The 16205-nt window shown below is 76.6% G+C and carries 5 protein-coding genes and 1 pseudogene; 2 read left to right on the forward strand and 4 right to left on the reverse strand.

What is annotated here, in order from left to right:
• The 3 genes from ABZ490_RS04430 to ABZ490_RS04440 are packed head-to-tail and all read right to left on the reverse strand — an operon-like array spanning nt 1 to nt 12413.
• Complete coding sequence (locus ABZ490_RS04430) at nt 1-309, reverse strand: acyl carrier protein (RefSeq protein WP_358983922.1); 309 nt, start codon at nt 307-309, stop codon at nt 1-3.
• Nucleotides 306-5537: a beta-ketoacyl synthase N-terminal-like domain-containing protein gene (locus ABZ490_RS04435; protein WP_358984333.1), complete on the reverse strand. Its 5232-nt coding sequence runs from the start codon at nt 5535-5537 to the stop codon at nt 306-308. The genes ABZ490_RS04430 and ABZ490_RS04435 overlap by 4 nt, the downstream gene beginning before the upstream one ends.
• An 18-nt stretch (nt 5538-5555) precedes the next feature.
• Nucleotides 5556-12413 carry an SDR family oxidoreductase gene (locus ABZ490_RS04440; protein WP_358983925.1) on the reverse strand — a complete coding sequence of 2286 codons (6858 nt, stop codon included), beginning with the start codon at nt 12411-12413 and terminating at the stop codon, nt 5556-5558.
• A 578-nt stretch (nt 12414-12991) separates the two neighbouring features.
• Here ABZ490_RS04440 and ABZ490_RS04445 point away from each other — a divergent pair.
• Nucleotides 12992-13834, forward strand: a pseudogene (locus ABZ490_RS04445) (LacI family DNA-binding transcriptional regulator); the annotation flags it as partial.
• Nucleotides 13835-13993: 159 nt separating this feature from the next.
• On the opposite strand, the gene ABZ490_RS04450 reads toward ABZ490_RS04445, so the two are convergent.
• Nucleotides 13994-14956 carry an enoyl-CoA hydratase/isomerase family protein gene (locus ABZ490_RS04450; protein WP_358983929.1) on the reverse strand — a complete coding sequence of 321 codons (963 nt, stop codon included), beginning with the start codon at nt 14954-14956 and terminating at the stop codon, nt 13994-13996.
• 49 nt (nt 14957-15005) lie between these two features.
• Between ABZ490_RS04450 and ABZ490_RS04455 the strand changes: the two genes are divergently transcribed.
• Nucleotides 15006-16178 carry a CoA transferase gene (locus ABZ490_RS04455; protein ID WP_358983932.1) on the forward strand — a complete coding sequence of 391 codons (1173 nt, stop codon included), beginning with the start codon at nt 15006-15008 and terminating at the stop codon, nt 16176-16178.
• Nucleotides 16179-16205 lie beyond the last annotated feature (27 nt).

The following is a 16205-nucleotide window of genomic DNA, read 5'->3' on the forward strand; positions in this document are numbered from 1 at the left end:
TCAGCCCGCCTCCGCCGCCTTCAGACTGGTCACCACGTACTCGACGAGCCGGCCGACGGTCAGCTCGATGATCTCGTCGAGCTCCATCCCCGCCAGGAACTCGGCGAAGTTCACCCGCTCTCCGTAGCGTTCCTGGAGCAGTCCCGCCAGGGTCACCAGGTCGATGCTCTCCAGCTCCAGATCGCGGTTGAACGTGGTCTCCCTGCCGATCTCCACGTCGTCGAGGCCGTACTCGTCCTCCAGGAGCCGGGCGAGCATGCCGGTGATGTCGGCGAGGACGCTCTCCTCGTCGGCGGTGACGGGGGTCATCGGTCGTACTCCTTCGGTCGGTCCGCCGGTGCGGGCGCGGGCGTGGGTGGGACGGGGTCCGCCGGGCCGGTGGTCCAGGCGACGACGTACTGCCGGGCGGGCAGGGTGGGCGGGTTGGCGGCGGTCTCGCAGTGCACGGTGTAGGCGCCCGCCAGACGTCCGGCGACGGTCAGCCGGTGCCCGTCCGGGGTCGCCTCCCGCACGCTGAAGTCCCGCGGCCGGCCGCCGAATCCGGTGCCCTCCGCCTTGGCGACGGCCTCCTTGGCCGCCCAGAATCGGGTGAACCAGAGCGCCTCGGGGTCCCCGGCGCCCCCGGCGTGCTCGGCGTGCTCGGTGGTCGGCAACAGGCTTCTCAGCAGCCGGAGTTCGTCCGGGCCCAGGGCCGCTTCGAGGGTCTCGGGTGTGCGCTCCGTGATCTCCTCGATGTCGATGCCGGGGCCCGGTCCGGAGGTGTGCGGGCGCGCGATCGCGACGCCCGCCTCCGCGCAGTGCGCCAGGGAGACGTCCAGCGCGGGCAGGACCCGCCCGTGCACACCGGTGACGTACGGGCGGCCCGACGCGTCGTTGTCCACCCGGAGTTCCGCAGGGAAGACCGGGCCCTCGCCCCGGTCCCACAGCCACCGCCGTACGGCGTCCTTGACGGCGATCCGGCCGAGCAGCCACTGGCGGCGGCCGCGCGGGGCGTGCGCCGCGTACGCGTCACGCTCCCGGCCGCCGAGCGAGTTGCGCATGATCAGCTCGCGGGAGGCGAGGTCCGGCCAGCGCTCGTGCAGCAGCGTCCAGCCGCCCGGCCGGGACTCCGAGAGGGTGTGGCGCTCCGGGAAGCGCTCGACGGGACGGGTCTTCGGGTCGTTGTCGAACCGGCGGTCCTGCCAGCCGTACAGCTCGGCCCAGACCGTGCCGTCGACCGTGAGCTGGACGTCGGCCTCCAGGACGGTGTCGGTGAGCGAGGTGATCCGGACGAGGCACGCGACCTCGGTGCCGGGGGCGGGGTGCGGCCCGTAGAACCGCATCTCCCGCATGCCGACCGGGAACACCACGGTCCGCTCGGTCCGGGTCGCCATGATCCAGTAGCCGAGGATCTGCCCGACGTTGTCCAGCAGCGCGCCCGGCGCGGTCGGGGTGGTGATGATCCCGCGCACCTGCCGGTCGCCGATCGCGGTCAGCTCGGTGACGCCCCGGAACGCGGGGCCGTGGAACATCCAGCGCTCGTCGTAGAGCTGGGCGGCGGAGTGCTCGGGGACGCGTTCGGCGGCGGTGCCGGCCGGCCACGGGGCCGGGGGCGGGGACGGGTGGGAGGCGGCCAGTTCGACCGTGGCGCGGGCGCGGGGGCCGAAGGAGACGGCCATGCGGTCCGGACCCTCCGGGACCGCCGCCACCGGTACGTCGACCGGCGGGGTGGCGGTGAGCCACTCCTCGAACCGCGCGCCGTGCACCGCGACCGGCACCGTACCGGGGGCCGCCTCGGCCGCCGCGTCCATGAGGTGCCGCACGATCGTCGTCGCCGGCACCACCGGCCACCGGTCGGCCACGTCGGGCCAGCCGGGGCGCTGCGGGAAGAAGCAGTGGTCGAGGAGGTGCGGCATGGTGTCGGGGGAGACCCGGACGGTGGTGTGGCGCGGGGCGGGCGCCCTGGGCGCGGGCCGCCGGGCCGAGGCGTCCAGCAGGGCCGCGGCGGTGTCCGCGGTCTCCCGCATGAGCGCGGTCAACTCGGCGGCCAGCGGCGAGTGTGCGGCGAGCGAGTCCAGGGGCGAGGGGAGGCCGCCGGTCGGGGTGCGGCCACCGGTCGGGGTGCGGAGTGCTGCGCGGAGGCCGGGGAGCCGGTCCGGCGGGAGCGACACGAGGGCGCCGCCCAGGTCCAGCCGCACCGGGGGCCGTGCCGGCTGCGCCCGCCGGGAGTGCCGGGCCGGCGCGGGAGCCACGTCCGCGCCCGCCGTCCACACCGCGGTGGCCACCCGGCGCAGCTGGGCCAGGCCCGTGCGGTGGGGGGAGTTGGCGGCGACGACCAGGTGGTCCTGGCCGCCGAGGGTGTCGCCGACGAGGGAGCCGAGCTGACCGGGGCCCGCCTGGACGAACACACGGTGCCCGGCTGCGAACAGGGCCTGCGCCAACTGCCGGAACCGCACGGGCTCCAGCAGATGCCGGACGAACAACTCCCGTATCTCCGACTCCCCTTCGGGGAAGGGCGCTGCGGTCGTGCCGGACCAGACGGGCGTGTGGGGCGACTGGAGCCGGAACCGGTCGGCGGCCTCCTGGATCGGGCCGAGGTGGGGCTCCAGCATCGGTGTGTGGAAGCCCGACCGGAACGGCAGCACCTGGCTGAGCACACCCCGGGAGCGGAACGCGCGGACGAAGTCCTCGACCGCCGCCTCCGGCCCGCACACCATGGACTGGTGGGGCGCGTTGTCATGGGAGAGGACGAGTCCCGACCCGGCCCGGCCCTCCTCGCGCAGCGCCGTCAGCACGCGTTCGGCGGAGGCGCCGATCGCGCCGAAGGCCAGCCCGGGGACGGTGACAGTGTCGGGGTCGAAGCCCGCCATGAAGGTGTCGACCTCGTCGCCCGCGTACAGTCCGCCCGCCGCCATCGCCGTCCACTCGCCGACGCTGTGCCCGGCGACCGCGTCCGGCACGATCCCTGCGCGGCGCAGCGCGGTGTCGAGCAGCCGGCCCACGGCGACGACACCGAAGCCGTGCCGGCCGATGTCCTGGGCCTCCCGGCCGGGGAGTTCGGGGGCGGGCAGGCCGAAGTGGGCGGCGATGTCGTCGACCCGGGGCGTGAAGTCGCCCTCCAGGCCGGGGAAGAGGAACGCCAGCTTTCCGGCTCCGGCACCCAGCAGGGGGCCCGGCCGGAACCAGACGTCGGTGCGGCCGTGCCAGGGACGCCCCTTGCCGACGGCGCGACGGGCCAGCGCGAGCCGTCTGGCGGTGGGGTCGACGATCCCGACCCGGGCCGGGCCCGCGCCGGGGTGCGGACGAGCGGGGTCGAGCCCGGCGGCCCGCACGGTGACGTCGTCGGCGTCCAACAGGGCGGCGAGCCCTCCGGGGGAGCCGGCGGCGAGAAGAAGGATCTGCTCGGGTTCGGTCACCTGGGTGCGCGCGGGGGCGGCGGTCGGCGCGGCTGCGAGGCGGGGGCCGTGCACGGTGGCAGTGGCCGTGCCGGTGGCCGTGCCGGTGGCCGGGGCGGTGGCGGTGGCGGTGGTTGGGGCGGTGGCCTTGGCTGCGGCCCCGGTTCCGGTCCCGGCCTCGGCTCCGGCCCTGGCTCCGGCTCCGGCCCTGGCTCCGGCCTCGGTCCCGGTCCCGGCCTCGGTCCCGGCCTTGGCCCCGGTCCCGGCCTCGGCTCCGGCCTCGGCTCCGGCCTCGGTCCCGGTCCCGGTCCCGGCCTCGGTCCCGGCCTTGGCCCCGGCCTCGGCTCCGGCTCCGGTCCCGGTCCCGGCCCCGGTTCCAGCCTCGGTTCCGGTCCCGGTCCCGGCCTCGGCTCTGGCTCCGGCCTCGGCTCCGGCTCCGGTCCCGGCTCCGGCTCCGGTCCCGGCTCCGGCTCCGGCCTCGGCCTTGGCCCCGGTCCCGGCCCCGGTCCCGGCCCCGGTCCCGGCCCCGGTCCCGGTCCCGGCTCCGGCTCCGGTCCCGGCCTCGGCTCCGGCTCCGGTCCCGGCTCCGGCTCCGGTCCCGGCTCCGGCTCCGGTCCCGGCCTCGGCTCCGGCTCCGGCCCCGGCCCCGGCCTCGGCCCCGGTTCCAGCCTCGGCTTCGGCCCCGGCCCCGGTCCCGGTTGACGGACCGGGGATCGCCCAGGCCCCCGTCCGTGCCCCCGGTCCCGGTGCCTCCTCCAGCACCACGTGTGCGTTGATCCCGCCGAACCCGAACGCGTTGACCGCGGCCCGGCGGACCGGTGCCCCCGGGCCGGTCTCCCACTCCGCCGCCTTCTCCAGGGTGCGGAAGCGGGTGCGGGCGAGGCCGGGATGCGGATCGTCGCAGTGGAGCGTGGGCAGCAGGGTCGCGTGGTGGACGGCCAGGGCGGCCTTGACCAGTCCGGCGACACCCGCGGCGGGCATGGTGTGCCCGATCATCGACTTCACCGAGCCGAGCACCGCGTCGCGCTCGCTGTCGCCGGCTCCCGGCCCGAACACCTCGGCCAGCGTGGTCAGTTCGGCGCCGTCACCGGCGGGTGTCGCGGTCCCGTGCGCCTCCAGCAGTCCGAGCGCGCCGGGTGCCGCGGGGTCGAGCCCGGCGGCCCGCCACGCCTGCCGTACGGCCGCCGCCTGACCGCCGGGATCGGGGTTGACCAGCCCGGCCGCCCGGCCGTCGCTCGCCACGCCGGTGCCCCGGATCACGGCGTAGATCCGGTCGCCGTCCCGCTCGGCGTCCGCCAGCCGCTTCAGGACGACGACCCCGGTGCCCTCCCCGATGAGGATCCCGTCGGCGTCCCGGTGGAAGGGCCGGATGCGCTGGCTCGGGGACAGGGCACGCAGTTGGGAGAACACGCTCCACAACGTGATGTCGTGACAGTGGTGGACGCCTCCCGCGAGCATCAGGTCGCAGCGCCCGGAGGCCAGTTCGCCGACCGCCTGGTCCACGGCGACCAGCGAGGACGCGCAGGCGGCGTCCACCGTGTACGCCGGGCCGCGCAGATCGAGCCGGTTGGCGACCCGGGAGGCGGCGAGGTTGGGCACGAGACCGATCGCCGCCTCGGGGCTGTCCGGCCCCAGCCGCTCGGTGAACGCCTCCCGGACCCGCGCGAGTTGTCCGTCGGTGAGGTCGGGCAGCAGCTCGCCCAGCGTCCGCACGAGCTGTCCCGCCGTACGCACCCGCTGGTCGAGCCGGGCCAGGGCGGGGGTGAGGTAGCCGCCCCGGCCGAGGACGACGCCGACCCGCCCCCGGTCGGGGAGCCGGTCCGTGCCGCCCGCGTCGTCGAGGGCCGCGGCGGCCACGTGCAGGGCGATCAGCTGGTCGGGCTCGGTGCCGGCCACCGAGTTCGGCATGATCCCGAACCGGGTGACCTCCACCTCCGCGAGCCCGTCCACGAACCCGCCCCTGCGGGCGTAGACCCGGTCCGCGCGGGCCGGTTCGGCGGCCGTGCCGGGCCGGTAGTAGTCGGCGTCCCAGCGCCCCTCCGGCACCTCGCCGATCGCGTCCACACCGTCCCGGAGATTGCGCCAGTAGGCGTCCAGACCGGCGGACCCGGGCAGCAGCACGGACATGCCGACGATGGCGACCGGCACGTGACGGGCCGTCACAGGGGATGACGTCACCGGTCACCAGCCCGAAGCGGTGTGGACCACGGCCGTGACCGACGGATCGCCCCACGCCAGCTCCCGCAGCAGCGCCGCGGTCCCCTCCTCGGGGTCGATCAGCCGGATGCCGCGCCGGGCGTACTCGCGGGCCAGGTCGGCCCCGACCATCCCGCCGTGACCGGGCGCGGGCGCCCAGGGGCCCCAGTGCACGGTCACCGCCCGCCGTCCGGTGCGGGCGGCGAAGGCGGCGCCGAGGGTCTCCAGGGCGTCGTTGGCGGCGGCGTAGTCCACCTGGCCCCGGTTGCCGAGGACGGCCGAGATACTGCCGAACAGCACCGTGAACGCGGGCGTGGACGGCAGGTCCTCCAGCGCCGTGAGCAGGGCGTCCGCGCCGGTCGCCTTCGTGCCGTAGACCCGCTGGAAGGACTCGGCGGTCTTCTCCGCGATCAGCCGGTCCTCGATGATCCCGGCCGCGTGCACCACGCCGTCGAGCCGGCCGTGCTCGGCGTGGATCTCCTTGACCGCCTGCACCACGGCCTCGGGCTCCCGGAAGTCGACCGACCGGTAGCGCACCCGGGCGCCGAGCGCGCCGAGTTCGGTGAGGGTCGCGGTGATCTCGCGCTGGGCCAGCAGGAGTTCGGCGGCCCGGTTGATCTCCGCGGGCTTGAGCCCGCCGCGCGCGGCGAGCACGGACCGCAGTTCGGCCGTGGTGCGCGCGGCCGCCGTGTCGGGGGCCTCGGGGCCGTCCGGCGCGGGTGTGCGGCCGAGCAGTTCGAGGCGGCAGCGGGCGGCGCCGGCGAGCGCCGCCGCGAACTGCGCGGTGATGCCCCGCGCCCCGCCCGTCAGCACCACCACCGAGTCCCGCTCCAGGCCGAGCGCGGCCGCCTCCGCGACCCCGTCCCCGGCCGGTCCCGCGCCGGTGCCGGCGAGCGCCCCCAGGGGCTCCTCCACCAGCTCGAAGCCGTACCGTCCGCCCTCCGCACGCACCACCACCGGCGTCCGGTCGGCGGCCACGGCCTCCTCGACCACGGCCCGCGCGACCGCGTCCGGCGCGGCGTCGGCCAGGTCGACCAGCCGGGCGAGCGTCTCCGGATACTCCCGTGCCACGGTGCGGAACAGCCCGCGCAACCCGGCCGAGCGGGCGTCCGGCGCCTCGCCGTCCAGGTGCCGTACGGCCAGCAGCCGGCCCGGACCGCGCCCGAGGGCCGCCTTGAGGACGCCGAACGCGTCGGGCAGCACCGGCACGTCGTCCTCGGGCCCGGCGAGCGCGCCGAGGTACAGCACACCGTCCACCGGCCCGTCCGCCTCGGACAGGGCATGGTCCCGGGCGTGTACGACGACCTCGGCGCCGTGCGCCGCGAGGCGCGCGGCGGCCTCCGGGGCGTCCCCGAGGAAGGCCCAGCGGGTGCCGGAGAGCACGGCGGCCGGGTCGGCCGCGGCCGGGTCGAGCAGGACCGGCCGCAGCACATGGCGCCGGGGCGGCTCACCCGTGACCTCGTCGACAGGTCCGGGGGTACTCGCGGCGGCGGGCCGGGACGTCTCCGGGGCGGCCGGGCCGTCCAGCCGGGACCGGAGCCAGTCCGTCACCGCCGCGGCCGTCCGTGCCTTCGCCAGCTCCTCCAGTTCGGCGTCGTCCAGCGCGGTGAGGTCCGCGGCGCCCCCGGCGCCCAGGCGCTTCGCCAGCTCCCCGGCGATCTCGGCCCGCTTGATGGAGTCGATGCTGAGGTCCGCCTCCAGATCGAGGTCGGGCTCGATCATGTCGACGGGGTAGCCGGTGCGCTCGCTGATGATCTCCAGGACGACCTGCTGGACGTCGGTGTCACCGGCGGGAGCGTGGGCGGGCTCAGGGACGGGGACGGCTGCCGGCACCGGCGCCAGGGCGGCCACCGCCGGGATCACCTGGGGCCGGACCTCGGCGGCCGGCGCCAGGGGCGCCGGGACGTGCGCTCCGGGTGTGGCCCCGAAGTAGGTGAGCAGCACGTCCCGTTGGGCGGTGATCATCTCCCGGCTGGTGCGCAGGAACTCGGAGATCAGCGCGTCCCGGTCGGAGGGGACGCCGTGCGGGGGGTTCGTCGTCACAGTCGGCACAGTCCTTTCGGCGGGGTCCGCGACGCGTCGGGCGGGGGCGAGCGCGCCGGGCAGCAGGGCGCCCGAGGCGGTGCGGACCAGGTGTCCGTCCACCGTCCAGCCGGGCCGCTTCGGTGCCGGGGCGTGGACGGCGTCGACGGCGTCCCGGCCGCGCAGCAGCCCGCCGGTGCGCACCGGCAGACCCGCCACGGCGAGCCGCGCCAGCGCGTCCAGCCAGCCGGCCAGTCCGGCGCCCGGCCGGGGCTCGCAGGCCACCGTGCGGTGCGGCCGGTCACCGAGGATCTGCCCGACCAGCCGGGTCAGCACGGACCCGGGCCCGGCCTCGACGAAGACCCGCGCCCCCGCCGCGTACATCGCCTCGATCTGCTCGGCGAAGGCGACGGGCGCCCCGATCTGTGCGGCGAGCCCGGACCGTACGGCGTCCGGGTCGGCCGGATAGGGGGCGGCCGTGCGGTTGGCCCAGACCGGGAACTCGGGTGCGTGCACCGGCCGTTCGGCGAGCGCCTCGGCGAAGCGGTCGCCGGCCCCGGCGACGAGCGGGCTGTGGAAGGCGCAGGCGACCGGGATCCGTTTCGCCCCGAGGCCCGCCTCGCGCAGCAGCCGTACGGCGTCCGTGACCGCGTCGGTCGGGCCCGAGATCACCGTCTGCTCGGGGGAGTTGCGGTTGGCGAGGACGACCGAGCCGGGCGCCTCCGCCGCCCGCAGGGCCCGTTCCGTCTCCTCGGCGCCCGCGGCGACGGCGGCCATGGTGCCGGGTTCCGGACCGGCGCCGGCGGCGGCGTCCAGGATGGCCGCCGCCCGCTCGGCGCTCAGGTCCAGCAGGGTGTCGGGGTCGAGGGCGCCGGCCGCGCACAGGGCGACCAGTTCGCCGTAGCTGTGCCCGGCGGCCATGTCCGGGCGCACCCCGGCCGCCGTGAGCACGGCGTGCGCGGCGAGCCCGGCGACACCGAGCGCGGGCTGGGCGACGCGGGTGTCGGTCAGCGCGGCCCGCTGCCGCTCCCGTGCGGCCTCGTCGAAGGCGGCCGGCGGGTACAGCGCGTCGGCGTGGGACCGGCCGAGCTCCAGGTAGGGGCGCAACTCGGGGAAGGCCAGGAAGAGTTCGGCGAGCATACCGGGGCGTTGACTGCCCTGGCCGGGGAAGAGGAAGGCGACCGCGCCGTCCTGCGGGTCGTGCGGGTGCAGCCCGTGCCGGGGGTCGGACTCGCCGCGCAGCGCCCGCCGGAGCTTGCCGACGAGGTCGTCGACGTCCGTCGCCACGACCGCGATCCGCACGGGATCGCCGCTCGCGTCCGCCCGCCGGGCCGCGCTCAGCGCCAGGTCGCGCAGCCGCCACGGCCGGCCCTCGGCCTCCGCCGCGCGCAGCAGCTCCTCGATCGCCCGGTGGGCCGTGGCCTCGTCCCGGCCCCGGAACAGGAACAGCTCGGCCGGCCAGGCGTCCAGGCCCCGCACCGGCGGCGCGCCGTCCGCGTGGGCGCTCAGCACGGCGTGGAAGTTGGTGCCGCCGAACCCGAACGCGCTGACCCCGGCGAGCCGTTCCGCGGCGGGCGCCGCCCAGGGCCGGGCCTCGGCGTGGAAGGCGAACGGGCTGGCGTCCGCGTCCCAGGCCGCGTTGGGCGCCTCGACGTGCAGCGTCGGCGGCCGGACACCGGTGTACAGCGCCAGCAACGTCTTGATCATCCCGGCCAGTCCGGCCGCGCACTTGGTGTGCCCGATCTGCGATTTCACCGAACCGAGCACACAGGCACCGGGCTCCGCGCCAGCCTCGCCGAACACCTCGCCGAGGATGCGCAGTTCGGTGCGGTCGCCGACGACCGTCCCGGTGCCGTGGGCCTCGACCAGTCCGACGTCGGCCGGGGAGACGCCCGCGCTGCGGTAGGCCCGCTCCAGCGCCGAGCGCTGGCCCTCGGGGCGGGGGGCGGTCAGGCCGAGGGAGCGGCCGTCGCTGGAGGCGCCGAGGCCCTTGACGACGCCGTAGATCCGGTCGCCGTCGCATTCGGCGTCCGCGAGCCGTTTGAGGACGACACAGGCCACGCCCTCGCCGAGCGCGATGCCGTCCGCCGAGCCGTCGAAGGCCCGGGAGCGGCCGGTGGGGGACAGGGCGTGGACCGAGGAGAACAGCACGTAGTCGTTGATGCCGTTGTGCAGGTCGGCGCCCCCGCAGAGAACCACGTCGGAGGTGCCGCCGACGAGTTCCTTGCAGGCGACGTCCACCGCGGCGAGCGAGGACGCGCAGGCCGCGTCGACCGTGTAGTTGGCGCCGCCGAGGTCGAGCCGGTTGGCGATCCGTCCGGAGATGACGTTGGCGAGCATGCCGGGGAAGGAGTCCTCGGTGAGCCTGGGGAGCTGTTCCTCCAGGCCGGCCGGGACCTTGCCGTAGTACGAGGGCAGCACGGCCCGCAGGGTGGCCGCGTTCGACAGGTCGCTGCCCGCCTCGGCGCCGAACACGACCGAGGTCCGTGAGCGGTCGAACTCCCGTCCGCCGTCGCCGTATCCGGCGTCCTCCAGGGCCCGCCGGGCCGCCTCCAGCGACAGCAGCTGCACCGGCTCGACGCTGCCGAGGGAGGCGGGCGGGATGCCGTAGCGCAGCGGGTCGAAGGGGATCGGCGGCAGGAAGCCGCCCCACTTCGACGGGGTGGACTCGCCGTGGTGGACGGCCGGGTCCCAGCGGTCGGCCGGGACCTCGCCGACCGCGTCGACGCCGCCGACGACATTGGCCCAGAAGGTGGGCAGATCGGGGGCCTGCGGGAACATGCACGCCATGCCGACGACCGCGATGTCCAGCGGGGCCGGCGCCTCGGGCTCCGTGCGGCCCACCGCGGCAGCACCCAACTCGGCGGCCCGCAGGGCGAGATGCCCGGCCGCGCCGGTCGTCACGGACGCGTGCAGCGCGGCGAGGGTCGTGGTGGCCGAGCGCAGCACGGCCACCTCCCCGGCCATGAACATCCCCTCGGCGTACTGGCGTTGTTCGTCGACGGGGGCGAGGGTGCCCGCGCCGTCGCGGGTCACGCCCTTGCTGGCGAGGCGCAGTCGGCCCACGTTGAGGCGCTCCAGCTCCTCCCAGACCTGCCGCTCGGGCACGCCCTCCGCGCGCAGCCGCGCCTCCTGCGCGCGGAAGTCGGCGGCGAACGGGCTCGGCACGCACCGGGTGGCGTGGCCCGGGGCCGACTCCAGGAGTGTGGTGCCCTCGGCGGCCAGGACCTGGCGCTGGAACAGCGGGCGGATCGCGCCGTGCGCCACCGCCTCCTCGGTGAAGAGGTAGGCCGTCCCCATCAGCACCCCGACGGCCGCCCCGCGCGCCGTCAGCGGGGCGGCCAGCGCGGCGACCATCGCGGCCGACCGCTCGTCGTGCACCCCGCCCGCGAAGAACACCTCCAGGTCGGAACCGTCGTTCCCGGCCAAGTGGTCTTCCAGGACGGCGAGTTGGGCTTCCCAGAGGGGGAAGGCGGCGCGCGGTCCCACGTGCCCGCCGCACTCGGAGCCCTCGAACACGAACCGGCGCGCCCCCGCCTGGAGGAACTGCCGCAGCAGCCCCGGCGACGGCACGTGCAGGAAGGTCCGGATGCCGTCCCGCTCCAGGGCCTGCGCCTGGGACGGCCGCCCGCCCGCGATGACCGCGTGCGTCGGCCGCAGCTCCCGCACGGCCTCCAGCTGCGCGGCCCGTACCTCCTCCGGTGCGAATCCGAGCACCCCGACCCCCCAGGGCCGGCCCGCCACCGCGTCCCGGGTCGCCGCGAGCAGCTCCCGGGTCCGTGCCCCGTCCGCCAGGGCCAGCGCCAGGAACGGCAGCGCCCCCTCCGCGGCGACCGCGGCGGCGAAGGACGCCTCGTCGCTCACCCGGGTCATCGGCCCCTGCGCCAGCGGCAGCCGGGTGCCGAGCGCGGCGCTCATCGGCGACCCTGCCCCCAGCGCCCGTACGGCGGTGTCGTCCCGTACGGCGTCCAGCACCGCCTCGCGCAGGGCCCGTACCGTGCGCCGGGCGTCGCCCCAGCGGTCGGCGAAGCGGGCGGCGAGGAAGCCGTCCTGGCCCACCGGGAGGAGCTCGGTGCGCGGATCGCGTGCGCCGAGCAGCGCGGCCACCGCCTCGGGCCCGGCGTCCTCGGGGACCTGGAGGGCGTCGGGACCGCGTCGGCGCAGGACGCGGTGCCCGGCCAGGACGACGGTCTCCGAGCCGTCCATCGCGCGCAGCGCGGCGCCCGCCGGCTCGGGGAGCGCGGAGTCGTCGAGCAGGGCGAGCTGGCTGTCCAGGACGACACCGGCCGCCCCGCCGGCCACCGCGGCGGCGGCCGTGCGCGGACCGATCCCGCCGCACGCCCACACCGGCAGTCCGAGGTCCGGGGCCGCGAGCAGCTGCTGGAGCAGGACGAAGGTGCCGAGCCCGCCGACCCGGCCGCCGCACTCGGTGCCCCGCGCGATCAGTCCGTACGCCCCGGCGCGCGCCGCCTCCCCGGCCCCCGCGCGGTCGGTGACCTCCACCAGGACGCGGTACCGGCCCGCGACCTCGGCCACCGGCCAGGGCGCGTCCGCCGCGAGCACCACGGTGTGCGGTCCGGCGTCCCCGGCGGGGAGATCGGCGGGGGTGAGCCGACAGCCCGGTCCGACTCGCACGCCGTAGGCGCCCGGTGAGGCGCGGCGCAGCCGGGCCAGCGCCTCGCGCGCTCTTCGGTCCCCGGGCCCCAGGTCGAGCACGCCGAGGCCGCCGGCCCGGCCGATCGCCAGGGCGAGACCGGCGTCGGGCGCGCCGAACGGGGTGATGCCGATGATCATGTCCTCGGAACGCGCAGCGGACGTCATGATTCTCCGAATCAACGTGAAACCGCAGGGTGGGGGGTTCAGGACAGCAAAGGCGGTGCACCGCATTCGCGCGGGCACAGGTCACCGCGGAAGGCGGGATCAAAACACTTGCTCGAAACGCGTAGAAAGGTAGTGCTCTTATTACTCACCGGTCAACGATCGAACGATCGGCTGGTAACCAGCCGCAATGATTCGGTCAGTCGTCGGCGGGCGGCCAGGACGGAGGAAATCGGATGAATTCCTTTCGGGCCCGGCCCCGCCCCCTGCCCGGCCGTAATGTGGAAGCGTCAACGACCGAAATAAAATGGGTTCCTTTGGAGCGCTTGTCCGAATCGGAATGCGCTTTTCCCGCCCTCGGCGGGCCGTGGATGACGGGTGAGGAAAATCTGTGTGTCGGGTGACGAGTGTCCGGGAAAGGTCGGGACGGGTCTTGACGTGCGGGTATCCGCCGCCAAGACTGGCGTGACTACGTAGTCAAGCCGGTCTTCGGGAGGTCGTGGACCGGTTTGACTACGTAGTCGCACCCGAACGCGACAGGAGCGCCCATGTCCTCGCCCCGGCCCCGGCGCGGTCCGGGGATGACGGAGGTGGCCCGCGCGGCGGGCGTCTCGCAGAAGACGGTGTCCCGGGTCGTCAACGGCGAACCCCATGTCAGCCCCGAGGTGCGCGAGCGGGTCCTGCGCGCCGTGCGGGAGCTGGACTACCGCCCCAACACCGCCGCCCGCGCCCTCCTGCTGGGCCGCTACCACAGGATCGGCGTCCTCGCCCTGGGCTCCGCGCTGTACGGCCCGACCTCGCTCCTGTTCGGCCTCGAACAGGCCGTACGGCGGGCCGGATACGCCTGCGCCTTCGCCACCACCGCGCCCGGCCGGGGGGTCGCGGCGGCCCTGGAGTCGCTGCTGGAGCAGGGCGTGGACGGCATCGTGCTGGCCGAGCCCATCCACGACGGCCGCTCCACCCGGCTCCCCACCGATCTGCCGGTCGTCAGCCTCGGCACCCCCGTCGAGACGACGGGCGGCCGCAGCACCGTCGTCGAGGCCGACGGGGTCGCCGCCGCCCGGATCGCCACCGCGCATCTCCTGGCCCTCGGCCATCGCACGGTCCACCATGTCCCGGGCCCGCAGGACTGGTTCAGTGCCCGGGACCGGGTGCGCGGCTGGCGCGAGGCGCTGGCCGCCGCGGGGGCCCCCGAGCCGCCCCTGCCCGCCGAGGGCGACTGGAGCCCCGCCTCGGGTTACGCGGCGGGCCGCGCGCTCGCCCGGCTGCCCGGGGTCACCGCCGTGTTCGCGGCCAACGACGACATGGCGATCGGGCTCATCCGGGCCTTCGCCGAGGTCGGCCGGACCGTGCCGCACGACGTGAGCGTGGTCGGCTTCGACGACATCCCCGCGGCCGCCTATCTCTCCCCGCCGCTGACCACCCTGCGCCAGGACTTCACCGCCCTCGCCGAGCATGCCGTCGCCGTCCTCGCCGCCGCGCGGTCGAGGACGGCCCGGTGCCTCCCGAACCCGGCGGCGCGGCGGTCGAGTTGTCGGTCCGCAGCTCCACCGCACCGCCCTCACCCGCAGATTGACGGGGTGTCACTGTGGTCCCGACCGTCCGGCGTGCCGGCCGGTGTCCGTGTCGATCTCGTCGACCAGCCCCCAGTGGAAGGCCTCCGCCGCGCCCAACGCGGTTCCGGTCAGGGCGAGATACGTCGTGCGTCGTCGGCCGATCCGGGGCGGGAGGCTTGCCGTGCCGCCCGCGCCGGGGATCAGGCCCATGCCCAGCTCCGGCAGGCGGACCGTGGTGTCCGGTGCCGCCCGCACCCGGCCCGCGAACGCCGCCAGTTCGATGCCCGCGCCCACACAGGCCCCGTGCAGATGGGCGGTCACCTTCGCCGCGCAGCGCTGGAGCAGCGCGGCGGGGCTGCGGCCGACCCGGACCAGATGGGCGGCGGCGGGATCCCGTGACGTACCGAACTCGGCGAGGTCGCCCCCGGCGCAGAACGCGGGGCCCTCGCCCCGCAGGTCGACCCGGGTGACCGTGGGGTCCGCCACGGCCACCTCCAGCGCCTCGCACAGGGCGTCACGGGTCGCGGCGTCGAAGGCGTTGCGCACCCGGGGCCGGGCCAGGGTGACGGTGAGACGCCCGCCGTCGCGGTGCAGCCGCACCGGCTCGGCGGCCGGGCGCGGGGTGCGCGCGGGGGCGGTGGCCAGCCAGTCGCGGAAACCCGCGCCGCCCTGCAACGCGGAGTACGCGAGCGATTCGAGGACCAGCCGGTCGGGGGCGGGCAGCGCGGCGCCCGCGCGCAGGACCTGGACGAGGGTGACGGCCGCGGCCGGCTGCCGGGCGACCTGCTCGCGCAGGAGCGCGACGGCGGCCCCGGGGTCGGCGCGGCCCACCCAGGGGCGCGGCGGGTCGGGCTCGGCCGTCAGCAGGACGTCGAAGGCCCCGCCCACCGGACGCGGCCGGTCGGCCACTCCCACCAGCACGGCCTGCCCCGGCCGGGGAGGCGGACCGCTGCCGCGGTCCAGGTCGATCAGGCGGAAGGGCGGCTCCATGACCCCCGGAGTGTAATCTTGCCTCACCTCTGAGGAGAAGGGTGTTCGCATGGAGAAGAACGCCACTCTTGAGGCGGGCGCGCCACCCTGGACGCGGTCCGTGGCGCCGTACCTCGCGCCCCTCACCGAGGCGACCGACGACTTCACCTCCCTCACCGGTGTCCCCGTCGATCTGTCCGAGGCCCTCTTCCTCCGGGCCCGCCTCGCCGGGTTCGCCGCGCTCCCCGGCCGGGTCTCGGCGGGCGGCTCCAGCCGGCTCCTCGCCACCGCCGACGGCTGGGCCGCCGTCACCCTGGCCCGCCCCGACGACACGGCCGCCCTGCCCGCCCTGCTTGCCCTCCTCGGAGCGCCCCCGGGGGCCGATCTGCCCACGGCGGCGCGAGGTGTCACGGCAGCGCAACTGGCCGACCGCGCCCAGCTGTTGGGCATCCCGGCGGCTGCGCACGCCTCGGCCGGCGCCGACCGGCCCCCGGTCCGGGCGACCCGCCACGGGTCACGCCGGCCACGCCCCCTCACCGGCCTCCGGGTCGTCGACCTCTCCGCCCTGTGGGCCGGTCCGCTCTGTGCCCGGCTGCTGGGACTCGCCGGAGCGCGCGTGGTGAAGGCGGAGAGCACGACCCGCCCCGACGGCGCCCGCTTCGGGCACCCCGGCTTCTACCGGCTGCTCCACGAGGGCCACGAGAGCCGCGTGCTCGACTTCACCACCCCGGCCCTCGCCGACCTGGTCGCCGAGGCGGACATCGTGATCGAGGCGTCCCGGCCGAGGGCACTGCGCCGGCTCGGCGTCCACGCGGAACGCTTCCTCGCCGCCCGGCCCGGCCGGGTCTGGGTGAGCATCACCGGGTACGGCCGGTCGGACGACCGGGTCGCCTTCGGTGACGACGCGGCCGTGGCGGGCGGCCTCACCGGCCGGGACCGGGCCGGCCGGCCGGTCTTCCTCGGCGACGCCCTCGCCGACCCGGTCACGGGCCTGTTCGCCGCCCACGCCACCGCCCGCTCGCTGGCCGCCGGGGGCGGCGAACTGCTGTGCGTGTCGATGACGGCGTGCGCGGCCCGCCTCGCGGGGGCCCGGGGGACCGGCACCGGGACCGGAGCAGGTGAGGGGCCCGCGTCGGCCGGGCACCGGGGGACAGCGGGACGTCCGGCAGCGGCGCCGCCGGACGCGGACCGGGACGGCGGGGCGCGCCCGTACGGTGAGGCACCCGGGGCCCGGTCGTGCTGATCCGGAACGTGGAGGTGGCCGGGCGCG

Source organism: Streptomyces sp. NPDC005811 (assembly GCF_040630405.1).
Lineage (GTDB): Bacteria > Actinomycetota > Actinomycetes > Streptomycetales > Streptomycetaceae > Streptomyces.

Coding starts and splice junctions, on each gene's coding strand:
- ABZ490_RS04440 (WP_358983925.1), bottom strand. CDS start 12,413: ATGACGTCCGCTGCGCGTTCCGAGGACATGATCATCGGCATCACCCCG.
- ABZ490_RS04455 (WP_358983932.1), top strand. CDS start 15,006: ATGGAGAAGAACGCCACTCTTGAGGCGGGCGCGCCACCCTGGACGCGG.
- ABZ490_RS04450 (WP_358983929.1), bottom strand. CDS start 14,956: ATGGAGCCGCCCTTCCGCCTGATCGACCTGGACCGCGGCAGCGGTCCG.
- ABZ490_RS04430 (WP_358983922.1), bottom strand. CDS start 309: ATGACCCCCGTCACCGCCGACGAGGAGAGCGTCCTCGCCGACATCACC.